This is a genomic window from Thermalbibacter longus (genome assembly GCF_023806485.1).
GTDB lineage: Bacteria > Chloroflexota > Chloroflexia > Thermomicrobiales > Thermomicrobiaceae > Thermalbibacter > Thermalbibacter longus.
The window spans coordinates 1-15679 of the sequence record NZ_JAMSLR010000004.1; the positions used below are offsets into that span (position 1 = coordinate 1).

The 15679-nt window shown below is 67.2% G+C and carries 13 protein-coding genes and 1 pseudogene; 2 read left to right on the top strand and 12 right to left on the bottom strand.

The window, feature by feature from the left end; genetic code table 11:
- Nucleotides 1-1040 (top strand): annotated as a pseudogene (locus tag NET02_RS06760) (hypothetical protein); the annotation flags it as partial.
- Nucleotides 1041-1390: 350 nt separating this feature from the next.
- On the opposite strand, the gene NET02_RS06765 reads toward NET02_RS06760, so the two are convergent.
- The 12 genes from NET02_RS06765 to NET02_RS06820 form a co-directional block, all read right to left on the bottom strand.
- A complete protein-coding gene (locus tag NET02_RS06765) occupies nucleotides 1391-3706 on the bottom strand; it encodes a xanthine dehydrogenase family protein molybdopterin-binding subunit (protein WP_284056627.1) in 2316 nt (771 codons plus the stop codon).
- 82 nt (nucleotides 3707-3788) lie between these two features.
- Nucleotides 3789-4301, bottom strand: a complete 513-nt coding sequence (locus tag NET02_RS06770) for an NUDIX domain-containing protein (protein ID WP_284056628.1) — start codon at nucleotides 4299-4301, stop codon at nucleotides 3789-3791.
- Nucleotides 4298-4918, bottom strand: coding sequence for a molybdenum cofactor cytidylyltransferase (gene mocA, locus NET02_RS06775; protein ID WP_284056629.1), 621 nt, complete (start codon nucleotides 4916-4918; stop codon nucleotides 4298-4300). The genes NET02_RS06770 and mocA overlap by 4 nt, the downstream gene beginning before the upstream one ends.
- Nucleotides 4919-4921: 3 nt before the next feature.
- The gene (locus tag NET02_RS06780) at nucleotides 4922-5707 is read right to left on the bottom strand and encodes an XdhC family protein (protein WP_284056630.1); all 786 of its coding nucleotides are present in this window, start codon (nucleotides 5705-5707) and stop codon (nucleotides 4922-4924) included.
- Nucleotides 5704-6024 carry an XdhC family protein gene (locus tag NET02_RS06785; protein ID WP_284056631.1) on the bottom strand — a complete coding sequence of 107 codons (321 nt, stop codon included), beginning with the start codon at nucleotides 6022-6024 and terminating at the stop codon, nucleotides 5704-5706. The genes NET02_RS06780 and NET02_RS06785 overlap by 4 nt, the downstream gene beginning before the upstream one ends.
- 18 nt (nucleotides 6025-6042) lie before the next feature.
- A complete protein-coding gene (locus NET02_RS06790) occupies nucleotides 6043-7308 on the bottom strand; it encodes a vWA domain-containing protein (protein ID WP_284056632.1) in 1266 nt (421 codons plus the stop codon).
- A gap of 9 nt (nucleotides 7309-7317) precedes the next feature.
- Nucleotides 7318-8172 carry an AAA family ATPase gene (locus NET02_RS06795; RefSeq protein ID WP_347711018.1) on the bottom strand — a complete coding sequence of 285 codons (855 nt, stop codon included), beginning with the start codon at nucleotides 8170-8172 and terminating at the stop codon, nucleotides 7318-7320.
- A 212-nt stretch (nucleotides 8173-8384) separates the two neighbouring features.
- Complete coding sequence (locus NET02_RS06800) at nucleotides 8385-9251, bottom strand: FAD binding domain-containing protein (RefSeq protein ID WP_284056634.1); 867 nt, start codon at nucleotides 9249-9251, stop codon at nucleotides 8385-8387.
- A gap of 86 nt (nucleotides 9252-9337) precedes the next feature.
- The gene (locus tag NET02_RS06805; RefSeq protein WP_284056635.1) at nucleotides 9338-11689 is read right to left on the bottom strand and encodes a xanthine dehydrogenase family protein molybdopterin-binding subunit; all 2352 of its coding nucleotides are present in this window, start codon (nucleotides 11687-11689) and stop codon (nucleotides 9338-9340) included.
- A 69-nt stretch (nucleotides 11690-11758) separates the two neighbouring features.
- Nucleotides 11759-12223 carry a (2Fe-2S)-binding protein gene (locus NET02_RS06810; protein WP_284056636.1) on the bottom strand — a complete coding sequence of 155 codons (465 nt, stop codon included), beginning with the start codon at nucleotides 12221-12223 and terminating at the stop codon, nucleotides 11759-11761.
- Between the two features lie 57 nt (nucleotides 12224-12280).
- Nucleotides 12281-12724, bottom strand: coding sequence for an SRPBCC family protein (locus tag NET02_RS06815; protein ID WP_284056637.1), 444 nt, complete (start codon nucleotides 12722-12724; stop codon nucleotides 12281-12283).
- 309 nt (nucleotides 12725-13033) lie between these two features.
- The gene (locus NET02_RS06820) at nucleotides 13034-13807 is read right to left on the bottom strand and encodes an SCO1664 family protein (RefSeq protein ID WP_284056638.1); all 774 of its coding nucleotides are present in this window, start codon (nucleotides 13805-13807) and stop codon (nucleotides 13034-13036) included.
- A gap of 328 nt (nucleotides 13808-14135) precedes the next feature.
- Here NET02_RS06820 and tig point away from each other — a divergent pair, with 328 nt between their 5' ends.
- A complete protein-coding gene (gene tig / locus NET02_RS06825) occupies nucleotides 14136-15656 on the top strand; it encodes a trigger factor (RefSeq protein ID WP_284056639.1) in 1521 nt (506 codons plus the stop codon).
- Nucleotides 15657-15679 lie beyond the last annotated feature (23 nt).

A 15679-nucleotide genomic window follows, 5' to 3' on the forward strand; every position in this document is an offset into this window, starting at 1 on the left:
AGCCGACCCGCTTCGAGGCCGAGCCGGGATTCGCGGAAAACCCGGTCACAGTGTGGGCGGACGATGATGACGGCGATGCGGTTTTCAGCAGCCACACGGTGACGGTGACGGTCTACGACCAGTTCGGGGACCCGCTGGCGGGCGTGGACGTGTGCGTCGACGTGGTGAGGGGGCCGAACGCGGGCGTGGGCGACTGCGGGTCGACGGACGCCAACGGCCAGTTCGCGTTCACCTACTGGCCGAACGGCACGTTGGGCACCGACGCGATCCGGGTGTGGGTCGACCTGGACGACGACGGGGTGGTCGACGGGGGCGAGACCGACACCCTGATCAAGGAGTGGGTGCTGGGCCTCGCACGGGTGCTCGCGTGCGCGCCGACGCCAGACTACAACGTCACCAGAACTCCGCACACCTTTACCTGCACGCTGACGGACGGGGCGGGCAACGGGGTCGCGGGGCAAACCCTGAGTGTCGACATCGACCCGGGCCCGAACAGCGGGGTGACGCCGACGTGTGGCATTACGAACGCGCTCGGCCAGGCCACCTGCTCCTACACCGACCAGGACGCCGACCCGTCCAGCCTGGAGTTGAACGACTACCGCGACACCATCAGGGTGACGCATCCGGCCAGCGGGGCGAGGGACACGGTCACCAAGGTGTGGTTCGACGGCGTGGCCGAGGGCGTCGTCGAGGGCGAGCTCTTGGTGCGGGTGACGCTGTCCCCGTCGGTGCTACCAGCGGGCATCCGGGTGCTGTTCGTGATCCGCGACGCCGACCCGGCATCCAGCACCACGCCCAGCGCGTCGTTCGGCGGCTGCTCGAGCGATGACGAGGTGGCGGCGGCGAGCACGGACGCGAACGACCAGGCGGTCTCGCCGCTCATCTACGTGTGCGATTGGGTTTACGCCGGCGAAGGCGACAACACGTATGGCGACACGTACGATGTCGAGGTCTACTGGGACGCGGACGGCGATGAGGAGTTCGATCCAAGGGTCGACGTCCTGCTCGACACGGTGACCTTCACTGTAATCGAAACGTGAGCCGTACGGATGGGCTAGGTACACCTGATCCAAACCCGCGCGGGGAAGAGGCCCCGGGGGATCATCCCGGGCCCTCTGGGTTTGCTCGCACCCCCTACCCCCTCTCCCGCCATGCGGGAGAGGGGGGCCCGAAGGGCGGAGGAGGTGGGAAGGCACCGGAGTGGGGTAGCGCAGGCAGGGTGAAGGCGGCGGGGGCGGTGCCGCTACGCCGCTCGGGATCTTTCACCGCCATGGCCACCTGGCACCTGGGCGAGTGGTGGAGAAGAGATTGTCGGCCCGCTGGCCAGGAGGTGACGTCCCGTCCGCTCGGTTGCGCCCACGGCAACCTCGGGCCGAGCACCGGGCCGGCGTCAGGCCGATGCAGGCGCGCTGCGTGCCTCGCGAATGGCGCGCCAGACGCGCTCGGGGATGAGCGGCATGTCGAGGTGCCGCACGCCGAGCGGCCGCAGCGCGTCGAGCACCGCGTTGACGATCGCCGGCGGAGCGGCGGTCGTGCCCGCCTCACCCACGCCCTTGGCGCCGAGCGGGTTGAGGGGACTGGGCGTCTCGATGTGGGCGGTCTCGACGTCCGGCACGTGCGCGGCGCGCGGGACGGCGTAATCGAGGAACGAGCGAGCCAGCGGCTGGCCGCTCTCGCTGTACGGAACCCATTCCAGCAACGCCTGCCCGATGCCCTGGGCGACCGCGCCGTGGATCTGCCCCTCGACGAGGAGCGGGTTCACCTGGTTGCCGCAGTCGTCGACGGCTAGGTAGCGGAGCACCTCGATCTCGCCCGTCTCAGGGTCGACTTCGATCATCGCGATGTGGACGCCAGAGGGGACGGTACGGGTCTCTGGCGCGAAGAAGCGCGTCGCTTCCAGACCCGGCTCCAACCCTCCGGGCGGGCCGTCGAAGCGGTGCGCGAGCCGGGCGACTGACTGCCAGGTCACGCGACGGTCGGGAGCGCCGCGCACCTGGAAGGCCCCGTTCTGGAGTTCGATGTCGTCCGGGCTCGCCTCCAGGGCGTGCGCGGCGAGCTGCCGCGCCTTGGCCAGCACGTCCTGCGCCGCGAGGAACGCGGCCGAGCCGCCGACGGCCGTGCTCCGGCTGCCGAAGGTGCCGATGCCCTGCTGGATCGCGCCGGTATCGCCGGTCCGGACGCGCACGCGCTCCAGATCCACACCGAGGACATCGGCGACGATCTGCGCGAGCACGGTCGAGTGTCCCTGGCCACTGGGCGTGATGCCGCTGAAGACGCTGACGGCGCCGTCGGGGTGCACCCGCACGGTCGCGCTCTCCCAACCGGGCCCGGCGAACTCGCAGTAGCAGGCGAGGCCGATGCCGAGGATCCGGCCTTCCGCCCGTGCCCGCTGCTGCGCCGCTCTCGCTTCGACGTAACCGAAGCGGTCGAGCGCGATATCGAGGGCCCGGTGGTAGTCGCCGCTATCGTACTGAGCGCCGGTCGGGCTGCGGTAGGGGAACTCATCGGCCCGCAGGAGGTTGCGGCGACGGATCTCGGCGGGATCGAGGTCGAGCTCCGCGGCGGCGGCGTCCATCAGCCGCTCGAGCAGGTAGGCGGCTTCGGGCCGCCCGGCTCCCCGGTAAGAGCCGAGCGGGGCGCAGTTGGTCATTATCCCCTCGACCAGCACATGCAGTGCCGGCACCCGGTACGGCCCGGCGGCGAGCAAGCCGGTGCGCAGAGCAGTCGTGGCGGCGTTGTAGGCACCCAGGTTCGCGAGGAGCTGCACGTCGAGTCCCAGGAGCGTGCCGTCCCGGCGGAAGGCTGCGCGGACGCGCTGCACCTGGTCGCGGGCATGGACGGTTCCCAGCAGGCTCTCGCTGCGTGTCTCCACCCACTTCACCGGCCGGCCGAGCTGCCAGGCGAGCGCGGCGACCAGCACGTACTCGGGATAGACACCGCCTTTGGAGCCGAACGCCCCGCCGACCTCCGGGACGATGACGCGGATCTGATGCTCGGGCAGGCCCACGGCGGTGGCAAGGCCGCTGCGCAGCCCGTGGGGGGCCTGGGTCGAAGCCCAGACGGTCAGCTCGCCGGTCGCCCGGTCGGGCCGAGCGAGCGCGCCGCGGGGCTCCAGGAAGGCGGCATAGATCCTTTGGTTCACCAGCCGCAGGGAGACTGTGACGTCGGCCTGGCGAAACATCGCCTCGAGGTCGCCCTGCCTGACCTCCCAGCGGAACGCGACGTTGTCGGGCCAGTCTGGATACACTAGCGGCGCCGTCGCTTCCCGCGCACGCTCGGCGTCCACGACTGCCGGCAATTCCCCGTAGCTCACGGTGACCAGCTCAGCCGCCTCGTGCGCCGCGACGGGGTCGACGGCGAGGACGGCAGCCACCGGGTCACCGACGAACCGGGCGCGATCTACTGCCAGTGGGTATCGCTCCAGACGACGGCCTGACAGGAGCTCCGGCGGGCTGGACAGGGGCGAGACCCAGGAGGCGAGCTCGCGGCCGGTCACGACGGCCACGACGCCGGGGAGGGCCAATGCGGTAGCGGAATCCACGTCGCGAATGAGCGCGTGGGCAAGCGGGCTCCGCACGAGCGCCAGGTGCAGTAGCCCGGGGACCCTGATGTCGTCGAGAAATGCTGCGGTACCGGTGATGAGCCGATCGTCGCCGAGCCGGCGCAGCGGACGGCCGATGTACCTGGTGTTGCCGGACGTCGACATGGCTCCATCCCTTCCCTGAGCCACTACCACCGTAGAGCGGGTATCGCGTCGATGCGCCGAGCTGGTCGAGCTGCCACAAACGTCACGGCGGTTGGCCAGTCTCGCTCAACCAGGCCCGGATGATCTCCTCGTCGTGCTCGAACGCTAGCTCTGGCAGCTCGTCGGCCGCGAAGAGCGCGACGTCGTCGGTCTCGTCGCCCGCGGCGAGCCGACCGCCGATTGGCTCGGCGAGATAGACCGCCAGCACCACGGGGTGCCCCGGTGTCGAGTAGAGGCCGAGCAGCCGGGTCAGTTTCACCTCCAGCCCGACCTCTTCGCGCACCTCGCGCAGAGCCGCGTCTTCGACGCGCTCGCCGCGCTCGACGAACCCGGACGGAAACGTCCAGCGCCCGAGCCCGGGATCGATGGTGCGTCGCTGGAGCACGACCTTGCCCTGCTGGACGATGAGCACTGCCACGGCGAGCTTCGGGTCAGCGAAGAAGGTGACCTGGCAGTCAGGGCAATGGGGTCGCAGCCGGCCGGCGACGTGACGGCGCTGAATAGGACGGCCGCAGTGCGGGCAGAAGCGGATCGAGTCGTCGAAGCTCAGGCTCATCGGCCTGTGTCTCCCCTGCGTGCACGCTCGAACTCGGCCTGGAGCCGCTCGTAGTCTTCCCAGGTGTCGAGGTCAGCCGGCCGCCGGTGCGCGCGGACGTCGACGAGGAGCACCTCGTCGGCATGACGCTCGAGCAGCGGGCGAGCTCCGGTGTCTCCGGTCAGGCGCTCCAGCTCGGGGAAGAGCGCCCGGGCGATGAGCACCGGGTTGCCGCGCCCCTCGGCGTAGCGTGGCTGGACGATCGGCGCCCGGCGTTCGCAGAAGGCCTCGATGAGCCGGTCGACGACGGCCGGCTCGACCAGTGGCTGGTCGCCGAGCAGGAAGACGATTGCCTCGACGTCACCCGGGAGGTGTCGCAGCGCGAGGCGAACCGACGTGCTCAACCCTTCGGCGTAGTCCGGGTTCTCGATCACGGTCAGGTTCGTGAGGTCGACCTGCCGGCGAATCTGGTTCGCTGCGTGGCCTAGGACGACGAGCACCGGGTCGAGCTTGGTTCGCCGAGCTACTGCGACCGTGTGGGCCAAGACCGGCTGTCCCCTGAGGGGAAGGAGTTGTTTAGGCTGGCCGAGGCGACGCGAGGCGCCAGCCGCGAGGATAACGCCAGCCACCCGCCCCATAGCCTAGTCGTTGCCGGCGGTCGCCTTGGCAGGGAGCAGGCCGGAGCCAGCCCCCCGGGGATCGCGGCCACTGCGCACGGCGATGATCTCCGCCAGGATGCTGACGGCTATCTCGGCCGGTGTGCGAGCGCCGATGTCGATGCCGATCGGGCCGTGGATCCGGGCGATGTCTTCATCGCTGAACCCGGCCTGGCGCAGTCGCTCGGCCCGGGCCTCGCTGGTCTTCCGGCTGCCGATCGCCCCGATGTAGCCCGCACGCGACCGCAATGCGACCTGGAGCGCCGGGTCTTCGAACTTCTCGTCGTGCGCGAGCACGACGATGTCCGTCTGCGGGCCGAGCGGCACCTGGGCCAGCGCCTCGTCCGGCCAGGCGACGATCAGCTCGTCGGCGTGCGGGAAGCGCTCGCGCGTCGCGAAGAATTCCCTGGCATCGATGACGGTCGTGCGGTATCCGAGTTCTCTCGCCATCGCGACGAGGGGGATCGCAATGTGGACGGCGCCGATCACTACCAGGCGTCGAGGCGGCAGGAAGCTCTCGATGTAGACGTCGACCTCCTCGCCGCTGGCGAGCTGGTACGAGCGCGTCTCGATCTTCCCCTGGGGGAGCAGCGCGCGAGCGTCAGCAGCTACGGCCTCGTCGAGCTCGGGATGCCCCAGCGTGCCGAGTATCCGGCCGTCTTCATAGATCAGCAGCTTGGCGCCCAATGGCTCACCGCGCACCAGCGTGGCCTGCGCGACCGCGTCCTCGCGCGCGATGGCTTCGCGCAGCGCGTTGAACAGCTTGCTCATCCTCGCCTCACCAGTGGCTCGACGAACACGTCGATGATGCCTCCGCAGCTCAGGCCGACGTCCCAGGCCATCTCGTCACTGATCCCGTACTGGACGAGCTGCGGCCGGCCGCTCTCGAGCACCTGTTGCGCGAGCTCGAAGACCGCGCCTTCGACGCAGCCCCCGCTGACCGAGCCGGCCATGCGGCCGCTCCTGGTCACGGCCATCTTCGCGCCTACTGGGCGCGGAGCGGAGCCGGCAGTCCGGACAACTGTGGCCAGGGCGATCTCCTCGCCCTCGGCCATCCACTGTTCGATCTCGGGTAGAATATCGCGCATCGGTCTCCCTCCGGGCCGTTACGCCACGCGGCTGCTTTCGACCGGCGCTGGCAACACCGGGTGCTGGCGCCGCACCGGCCGGTAATCGTCGATCGTGCTCAAATGCCTGGCGAGCGCCTCCAGGCTAGCGAGGTTGTGCACCGGCATAAAGTCGTCGATAAAGGGTAGCGCTGCCTGCATGCCGCGGGTCAGCGGCTCGTAGCGCGGCGAGCCGAGCAGCGGGTTGAGCCAGATCAAGCGGTAGCTGCTCCGCTGGAGCCGGGCCATCTCGCGGGCTAGGAGCTCGGGATCGCCGCGATCCCAGCCGTCGCTGATGATCAACACCACCGCGCCGTTCCGCAGGACGCGCCGCGCCCACTGGGTGTTGAACGTCTGCAGCGACTGCCCGATCCGGGTGCCGCCCGACCAGTCCTGCACCTCGCGCGCGACTCGCTCCATGGCCTCGTCGATCGAGCGGTGCTTGAGCAGCCGGGTGATGCGCGTCAGCCGGGTGCCGAAGACGAACGACTCGACTTTGGCCATGCCGTTCTCGACGGCATAGATGAACTGCAACAAGATGCGCGAGTAGCGATCCATCGAGCCGCTGACGTCGCAGATGACGACGAGCTGGCGCGGCTTGGTCTTGGTCTGGCGCCGGGAGATAGTCAGCGGCACGCCGCCGGTCTGGAGCGAGCGACGCATCGTGCGCCGCGGGTCGATGAACCGGCCCTTGGGCGACGCTACCTTTCGGCGTGAGCGCCGCTGCCCGATCTGCCAAGTGAGCTGCTCCATCAGGTGCCGGGTCTGCTGCAGCTCCTCTTCGGTCAGGTCGGCGAAGTCCTTCTCGCGTAGCACCTCGGCGGCGCTGTAGCTGAATGCTTCCGAGCCTACGCCTTCCTCGGACTCCTCACCCTCCCCCTCGTCGAGCGTCTCGACGAACTCGAGGCGGCGTCCCTGGATACCCTCGAGCGCGCGACCGTCGGCCTCGCCCTCGCCCTCCTCGCTCTCTTCCGGGGCGAGCTTGACCACGTCGTCGGGCTGGCCGCTCTGGAGCGATCCATCGACGTACTCCGGCTTGGCTCGCCAGAAGGCGTCGAAGAGCTGCTCGAAGACCGGGATGTCTTCCTTGTGCGTGATCAGGCACGCACGCGCCGCCTCGCGGAACTCCTCCCGGCTACCGACATCGATATGCTCGATCGCGCGGACGAAGTCCATGGCCTGGCCGGTAGTGGTCTTCACCCCGGCTCGCCGCAGGAGCCGGGCGAACGTCAGTGTGCGCTGTGCGAAGTTCGTCGCCGTCGTCATGGCTACCAGCTAGTTCTCAGCGACTGCAGTACTGACCAGATCCTCGAGCTTGCGCTTCCGTACGAACTGCAAGTCTTCCTGATGCTTCAGGATCGCGCCCAGTGTCGCCGAGGCGATCTCGAGGCTGAGCTCCTGCTGGTTGAGCGCGAGGAGGGCAGCGGCCCAGTCGAGCGTTTCGGCGACGCCCGGGAGCTTGTACAGATCCTCCTGGCGGAGCGCCTGGATGAACCGAGCGACCTGGAGTGCCAACCGCTCGGAGATCCCGGGCAGCTTCACGGTGAGGATCTGGAACTCCTTCTCCAGCGACGGGTAGTCGATCCAGTGGTAGAGACATCGCCGCTTGAGCGCGTCGTGCAGCTCGCGCGTACGGTTCGAGGTGATGATGACGTACGGCGGGTGCTCGGCCCGGATCGTCCCGATCTCGGGGATCGTGATCTGGAAGTCCGAGAGCAGCTCGAGCAGGAAGGCCTCGAACTCCTCGTCGGCCCGGTCGATCTCATCGATCAACAGCACCGGGGGCTTGCCTCGATGGCGGATCGCCTGGAGAAGTGGCCGCTCGATGAGGAACTCTTCGCTGAAGATCTCCTGCATGGCCACATTCCAGCCGACCTGCTGATCCTCGAGCAGGCGGATCGCCAGCATCTGGCGTGGGTAGTTCCACTCGTAGACCGCGTGGCTGACGTCCAGTCCCTCGTAACACTGGAGCCGGATCAAGTCGGTGTCGAGCATGGCCGCCAGGACCTTCGCGACCTCGGTCTTGCCGACACCGGCCTCACCTTCCAGAAGCAGCGGCTTGGGCAACTTGAGCCCGAGATAGATCGCCGTGGCGAGGCTCTTCTCGCAGACATACCGATGCTGAGCCATCGCCTGCTGGACGTCTTCGACCGTATTGAGCGCTGTCGTTGTCGTCACCCCTCACCTCGACCTGCTCAAACTCCCGTACAACCTGATACGAATTGTATCAAATCTGCGCCTGCCCGACAGCGCGATCCGGTGGCCCGATCTCATGCCCTCCTGGCAACAGCAGACCGGGGGGACGATCCGCCCCGGTCTGCGGAGACCTGGCCGCGCTGGAATCAGCCGCGGGCGCGCTGAGCGGCCTTAGCGATGGCTCGGCCCACGAAGACGCGCGTCAGGTGCGCGCGGTACTCTTCCGACGCGAACACATCGCTGTTGAACGTCATGCCCTCGCTCGCGCGCTGGCTGGCCTGCTTGATGACCTCAGTCGTCGGCTCCTGCCCGATTAGTGCCTGCTCGGTCTCCGTCCGGCGCACGGCATAGGGGCCAGCTCCAGTCACCGCCACGCGCGCGGCCGACACTCGCCCGTCGTCACCGAGCGTGACGACTGCCGCTGCTCCGACCACCGCGTACCCGGATGCCGGGTTCGCGAACTTCTCATATGCCATGCCAGTGCGGCCGGACGGCTTGGGGATAGCGATCTCGGTCAGGACCTCGTTCGGCTGGAGAGCAGTGGTGAAGAGGTCCACGAAGAACTCATCGGCCGGGATGGTGCGCTCGCCGCTGGGACCGACGGCCTTGAGCTCGGCCCCGAGCGCCAGCATCACCGCAGGCAGGTCGGCCGCCGGATCGGCATGGGCCAGCGAGCCGCCGATGGTGCCCAGGTTACGTACCTGGAGATCGCCGATGACATCGATCGCCTCCGGCAGGATCGGCAGCGTGCGCTGGACCAGCTCCGAGCGCATGACCTCGTCGTAGGTCGTCGTTGCCCCGATGACTACCCGGTCACCCGCGTCGCGGATGCCGGACAGCTCGGGAATCCGCGTAATGTCGATCAGCGCGGCCGGCGACGAGAGCCGCAGCTTCATCGCTGGCACCAGGCTGTGCCCGCCGGCGAGCAGCTTGGCATCCGGATTCTGGCTGAGCAACTGGACAACCTCGCTGACCGACGATGGCCGGTAATATTCGAACGCACTCGGATACATCGCTCAGTTCCCCTTCCACTCCTGGCAACCGATCACTCGCGCTCCCCGGTTGGAGCGCGAGGCCATTGGCTCGATCCCCGCGTGGGCTAGCCCCTCCGCTCCTGAACAGCCCGCCAGATCCGCTCGGGCGTCAGCGGGATGTCGATATGGTCGATGCCGAGCGGGCTGAGGGCATCGATGATCGCATTGGCAACGGCCGGCGTCGAGGCGATCGTTCCGGTCTCTCCGGCGCCCTTCGCGCCCATCGGGTTGACCGGTGTCGGCGTCACCGTGCGATCGACATCGAACCGCGGGAGCATGGTGGCCTTGGGAATGGCGTAGTCCATCATGGTAGCGGTCAGGAGCTGCCCGCTCTCGTCGTAGGCGGCGAACTCGTAGACCGCCTGGGCCAGTCCCTGGGCGATACCGCCATGCACCTGCCCGTCGACGATCATCGGGTTCACGACGTTACCGACATCGTCGACTGCCACGTACTTGCGGAAGGACACTCGACCCGTGTCGGGATCGACCTCGACCACGCAGATGTGGCACCCGAACGGGAACGTATTGTTGATCGGGTCGTGGAAGTGGGTCTCCTCGAGCCCGGGTGTTACCCCTTCCGGCATGCTCCAGGCAAGGTAGGCTGCTCCGGCGACCTCCTGGAATGTCTTGGCCCGGTCGGGCGCGCCCTTGACGAAGAAGCGCCCGTTCTCGAAGGCGACGTCCTCCGGTGCGACTTCCAGTAGATGCGCGGCGATCTTGGTTGCCTTGTCCTTGATCTTGCGGGTGGCCATGATCACGGCCGTGCCACCGACGGCCAGGCTCCGGCTACCGTAGGTGCCCATGCCGAAGGGGATCATCTCGGTGTCGCCGTGGACGATCTCTACGTCGTCGATCGGGACCCCCAGCTCGTCGGCCACGAGCTGGGCGAAGGTGGTCTCTTCGCCCTGGCCGTGCGGGTTCGACCCGGTGAAGACCGAGACCTTTCCGCTCGGGTGAACTCGGACAGTCGCGCTCTCCCAGAGACCGCCCTGAAAGCCCATCGCGCCGGCCGCTGCCGAGGGCGCAAGGCCACAGACCTCGACGTAGGTCGAGAACCCGATGCCCAGGTAACGACCCTGCGCGCGCAGTTCCTCCTGCTCACGGCGGAGCTGCTGATAATTCACCAGCTCTAGTGCCCGATCGAGGGTGGCCTCGTAGTCCCCGCTGTCGTACTGGAGGCCGGTCGCCGTGGTGTAGGGGAATTGCTCCTTGGGGATGAAGTTCTTGCGGCGGATTTCGGCCGGATCCATGCGCAGCTCACGCGCGAGCAGGTCCATCACGCGCTCGAGCAGGTAGGTCGCCTCGGGCCGGCCAGCGCCGCGATAGGCGTCGGTCGGCGTCGTGTTGGTGACCACGCCGTAGACGTCCACGTGAACAACCGGGATCGTGTAGGCGCCGCAGAGCATCAAACCGAAGAGCCAGGTGGGCACGCCGGGAGATGCGGTCGAGAGATAGGCACCGAGATTCGCATACGACTTCACCCGGATGCCCGTGATCTTGCCGTCCCGCGTAGCCGCGACATCGACGTACTGGATGTGGTCGCGACCGTGGATGGTTGCGACGTAATTCTCGCGCCGGCTCTCGAACCACTTGATCGGCCGGCCCAGATCGCGGGAGATCGCACTGGCCAGCATCTCGCCGGCGTACATCGGGATCTTGCTCCCGAATCCGCCACCGACGTCGGTCGCGATCACACGGATGCGCGTCTCCGGGATGCCGGTGACGGCCGACAGCAGCAGGCGGTGCACATGCGGGTTCTGGCTGGTGCACCAGATCGTCAGGTCACCGGTGCCGGGGTTGAAGTAGGCCAGCGCGCCGCGCGGCTCCATCGCGCTCGGGATTAACCGGTGGTTGATGAAGCGCCGAGTGAGCTTGACCTCGGCCTGGTTCCAGGCGGAGTCGAAGTCCCCGGCGTGGAGCTTCCAGTGGAAGGCGATGTTGTTCGGCACATCGTCGTAGAGCTGGGGTGCGCCCTCCTGGGTGGCCTTCTCCTGGTCGACCACCGCCGGGAGCACCTCGTACTCCACTTCGATGGCCTCGGCCGCGTCCTCGGCGATGTACCGGTTCTCGGCCACGACCGCCGCCACCGCGTCGCCGACGTAGCGGACCTTGTCCACCGCCAGCGCACGGTACGTCGGAACCTTGAGGTCGCTGTCAGGGACCAGCCAGGCGCAGGGTACGGGTGCCAGCTTGTCGACCAGGTCCTGTCCCGTGTAGACGGCGACCACGCCCGGCATCGCGCGGGCCTTGCTGGTATCGATGCGAACGATACGGGCGTGGGCGTGCGGGCTGCGCTTGAGGGCCATGAAGAGCGTGCCGGGGAGCTTGATGTGATCGGTGAAATTGCCACGCCCAGTGATCAACCGGGGGTCTTCCCGCCGCTTGACTGAGGCGCCGAACAGCTTGGTGACAGCCATAGTTTCCTCCTTCGCGATGTCGCGAACCGGCTGCCGTCCTCAACTCGGTCAACGCCCGGCCGGGCGGCTTCAGGCGCGCATCTTCTCCGCTGCATACTGCACGGCTCGGACGATGTTCTGATACCCCGTGCAGCGGCAGAGATTACCCTCGAGGTAGTGCCGGATCTGCTCCTCACTGGGGTTCGGGATGCGCTGCAGCAGGTCCACCGCGGTCATGATCATGCCGGGTGTGCAGTAGCCGCACTGGAGCCCGTGCATCTCCCAGAAGCCCTCCTGGACCGGGTGCAGCTGCCCGTCGCGAGCGAGGCCCTCGATCGTCGTGATCTCGGCCCCGTCGGCCTGGACCGCGAAGACAGTGCAGGACTTGACTGCCTTCCCGTTCATCAGGATGGTGCAGGCTCCGCACTGGCTGGTATCACAGCCGATATGTGTCCCCGTCAGGTTGAGGACATCGCGGAGGTAGTGAACCAGCAGCATTCGGGGCTCGACATCGTGGGTATGGCTGACGCCGTTCACCTTCACCGTGATCTGCATCGGACCCTCCCTTCCGTGCTCGACCTCGCTCAACGCGCTCGTTGACCGCAATAGGACTCAACCGCCGGCGATCTGCTTCTCGATGCAGGAGAAGAACTGCTCCACCATTCGCTTGGCCACGCCGCCGAGCATCCGCTGGGCGACGCCAGCGACTGGCCCGCCGACTTCGACATCGCCCTCGTAGGTGATCTGCGTCGTGCTGTCGGGACCTTCAGCGAGACGGATCGTCCCGGTGCCCCGCACGAAGCCTGGCCGGCCGCTCCCCTCGACCTGCATCTGGTACTCCTCCGGCGGCCGCATGTTGATCAGGCGCACCTTGCCGTCGTAGGTACCCCGAACCGGGCCGATCCCCACGGTCATCGACATCTCGTACTCGTCCTGGCCGACCTGGTTGAGCTTCTCGACGCCAGGCAGGCATCCTGCAATCGCCTGCGGATCGATGAGCCGATCCCAGACGACCTGGCGTGGCGCGCTCATGGTGTAGCTACCGCTGATTTTCACTCCCGCTCCTTTCCTGTATCCCGACTCGTCCGCGTGTCAATGGACCGGGCGGCCATCTCCCGGCGAATCGGAAGAGACGGCCGCCTGGCTCAGGCGTGCACTGATCCCACGGTGGCGCTCCTTGCCGGGCTCACCTCGCGAAGAGTTCCCATACACCGCCACCCATGCTGATCGACTGCGGAACGAAGCGAGGTTAAACAGCGCTCTCAATGCGTATCATAAGACCAAGCCCGCGCTGCGGTCAAGCAGTTTGCTCGTACGCGCCCCGGTACGAATGATTTGATCACGTAGCCCGCGGCACCTGGTGTGCTACCAGCCGTACGGGATGTTGCGACGGGGGTTGAGGAGGGGGAAGATCGGTCTGTCGCACACGTTCCGGATCCGCTGCCACAGCCGCTCCAGTTCGGCCGAAGCCAGATAGGGGCGGAGCAACCGCTCCAGGAGCGTCCGGTGGCGGAGGGCGTGCCGGAGTGGGGCAAGGAGCTCGGGGCCGATGATCTCCCCGCAGAAGTCCCAGAGAACAGTCCGCAGCTTGGGATCGACGTGGAACGTAAGGCCGTGGTCGATCCCCCATACCCGCCGGTCGTAGCGGCCGATGAAGTAGTGACTCGCCTTGCGGTCGGCGTTATTCGTGATCAGGTCGAACAGCGCGATCTGGCGTAACTCCTGTTCCCGGCAGCGCTGCCCGGCTAGCCCGCGCAATGGCATCTCATCGGGCTCGATGTAGAGCTGAATCGTCCCGATCCCGTGTGGGCCATCCCGAATGACTGTCGGTGGGATGAAGTACCAGCCCATAGCGCGGCTGAGCACATACGAGGCGTACTCGCGCTTGTACAGCGTGCCCGAGGGGAAATCCCACAGCGGCACCTCGCCGCGACGCGGTTTGTAGACCGCTACCAGCGGCTCGGCGCCTGCCGGCTCGAGCATGACAGCGAACGTGTAGTTCGAGCCCCAAGGAAGCAACTGGCAGTCGGTGATCGGCGCATCAGCGAGCCATCGCAGAATCTGGCGACGGTGTACCGGCCCGTGCTTCATCAGCACGGACTGGCCGTCCCGGCGGTGATGTAGACTGTGCTCGGTCATGAGCGGCGCGATCCCTGTGCGGTCCGGTTCCTGGCACGAGTAACGATACCACCTCTCACCCCGGAGCTTGGTAGAGGCATCGCCCGCGGGGTAGGATTAGCGTGGCAGAAGGCCATCCTGGATGCGGAACGTGTGCGGCGCCGGGAGAAGCCCGGCGATCGAGCCGGGGGAAGCTCAACCGCATGGCGTTACCCTAGACCGGGATGGCACAATTCCTGAGCAGCGGTCCGGTATGGCACGACGCATACGGGGCGCCGCGAACGAGAGGTGCCCGGGGCGTCGTCGAGGCCGTGACACGGTACGGATCAGTGGGACAGGGTGAGGACGGGTGAAGGTTACGGTCGAACGACTGCCGCAGAGTGCCGTGCGCTTGGATATCGCCGCCGACCCTGAGGAGTTCGAGCGGGCATTCGAGCGCGCGTTTCGGCGCATCAACCAGCAGGTCGCGATCCCCGGCTTTCGCCCAGGCCGCGCGCCGCGAGCCCTCGTGGAGCGGCGGCTCGGGCGCGAGGTGATCGTCCACGAGGCTCACCACGAGTTAATGGACCAGCTCTACCGCAAGGCCCTCGAGCAGGAAGACTTGACGCCGGTATCGGAGCCGGTCGTCGAGGTCTACCAGGACGAGCCACTGGCCTTCCGGGTCGAGGTCCAGGTCTACCCGCGCGTCGAGTTGAACGATTATCGATCGGTGCGGGTCGAGCCGCGGGAGGTCAGCGTAACCGATGACGAGATCGACCAGGTGATCGAAGACCTGCGGAAATCGCAGAGCGTCTGGGTCGAGCCGGAGCAACCGCGACACCCAACGAGCGGCGACCAGGTGACGATCGATCTTCAGGCGTTCGAGGGTGATGAGCCGTTCCAGTCCCCGCTGGAAGGCATGCCCTTCGTGCTGGGCGAGAGTTCACTCTTCCCGCAGATCGAGGAGGCGATCCGCAATCTGCTGCCCGGCGAGAGCGCCGAGTTCGACATCGCCTTTGCTGAGGACGACGAGCGGGTAAACCCCGATCTGCGCGGCAAGACGCTCCACTACAAGGTCACGCTGCGCGAAGTCAAGGAGCGCGAGCTGCCCGAGCTGGACGACGAGTTCGCGCGCTCGGTCGGCGACTTCCAGACCCTCGACGAGCTGCGCCAGCGCATCCGCGACGATCTGCTCCGCCAGAAGGCGCTGGCTGCCCGGAGCGAGGTACTGAACGAAGCTGTGGAGAAAGTGACTGAGCAAGCCACAGTCGAAGTGCCCCCGGCCTTGGTCGAGCGCCAGGTAGAGCTCCAGATCGAGCGACTGCGGGAGGATTTGCGGCAGCAGGGCTCGAGCCTCGAAGAGTACCTCCGCCTCAGCCAGAAGTCGCTCGAGGATCTGAAAGCGGAACTACGTCCTGGGGCCGAGCAGCGGCTGCGGCAGTCCCTGGTGCTCGAGACCTTTGCGAAGATCGAAGGCATCGAAGTCTCAGAGGAGGACCTCGTCCAGGAGATCGAACGCCTGAGCTCGGCCAGTGAAAACCCCGAGCAGATGCGCTCGATCTACGGCTCCCCGTACTTCCGCGACCTAATCGGTGATGAGCTGCAGACTCGCAAGGTGACCGAGCGGCTCATCGAGATCGTGACCGAGGGGCGTGGCGCCGTTCTCGGCGAGGCGGCCCGCCTGCTCGAGGCGGAGGAGACCGCGGTGGAGGTAGAAGAGGTAGAAGGAGAAGACGGGGAGACCCGACCCACCGCTGACATGATCGCATCGGTGCCAGCGGAGCCTGCCGATGCCTCGGAAGAAGAGGAAACCGTTGCCAGCGCTGGCGAGCCGGAAGAGGAGACTGAGGAACCGGTAACCGCTCGGGAGGAAGCGCGGGAGACGCAGTGAGGCTTTTCGAGACGCGTGTGGAA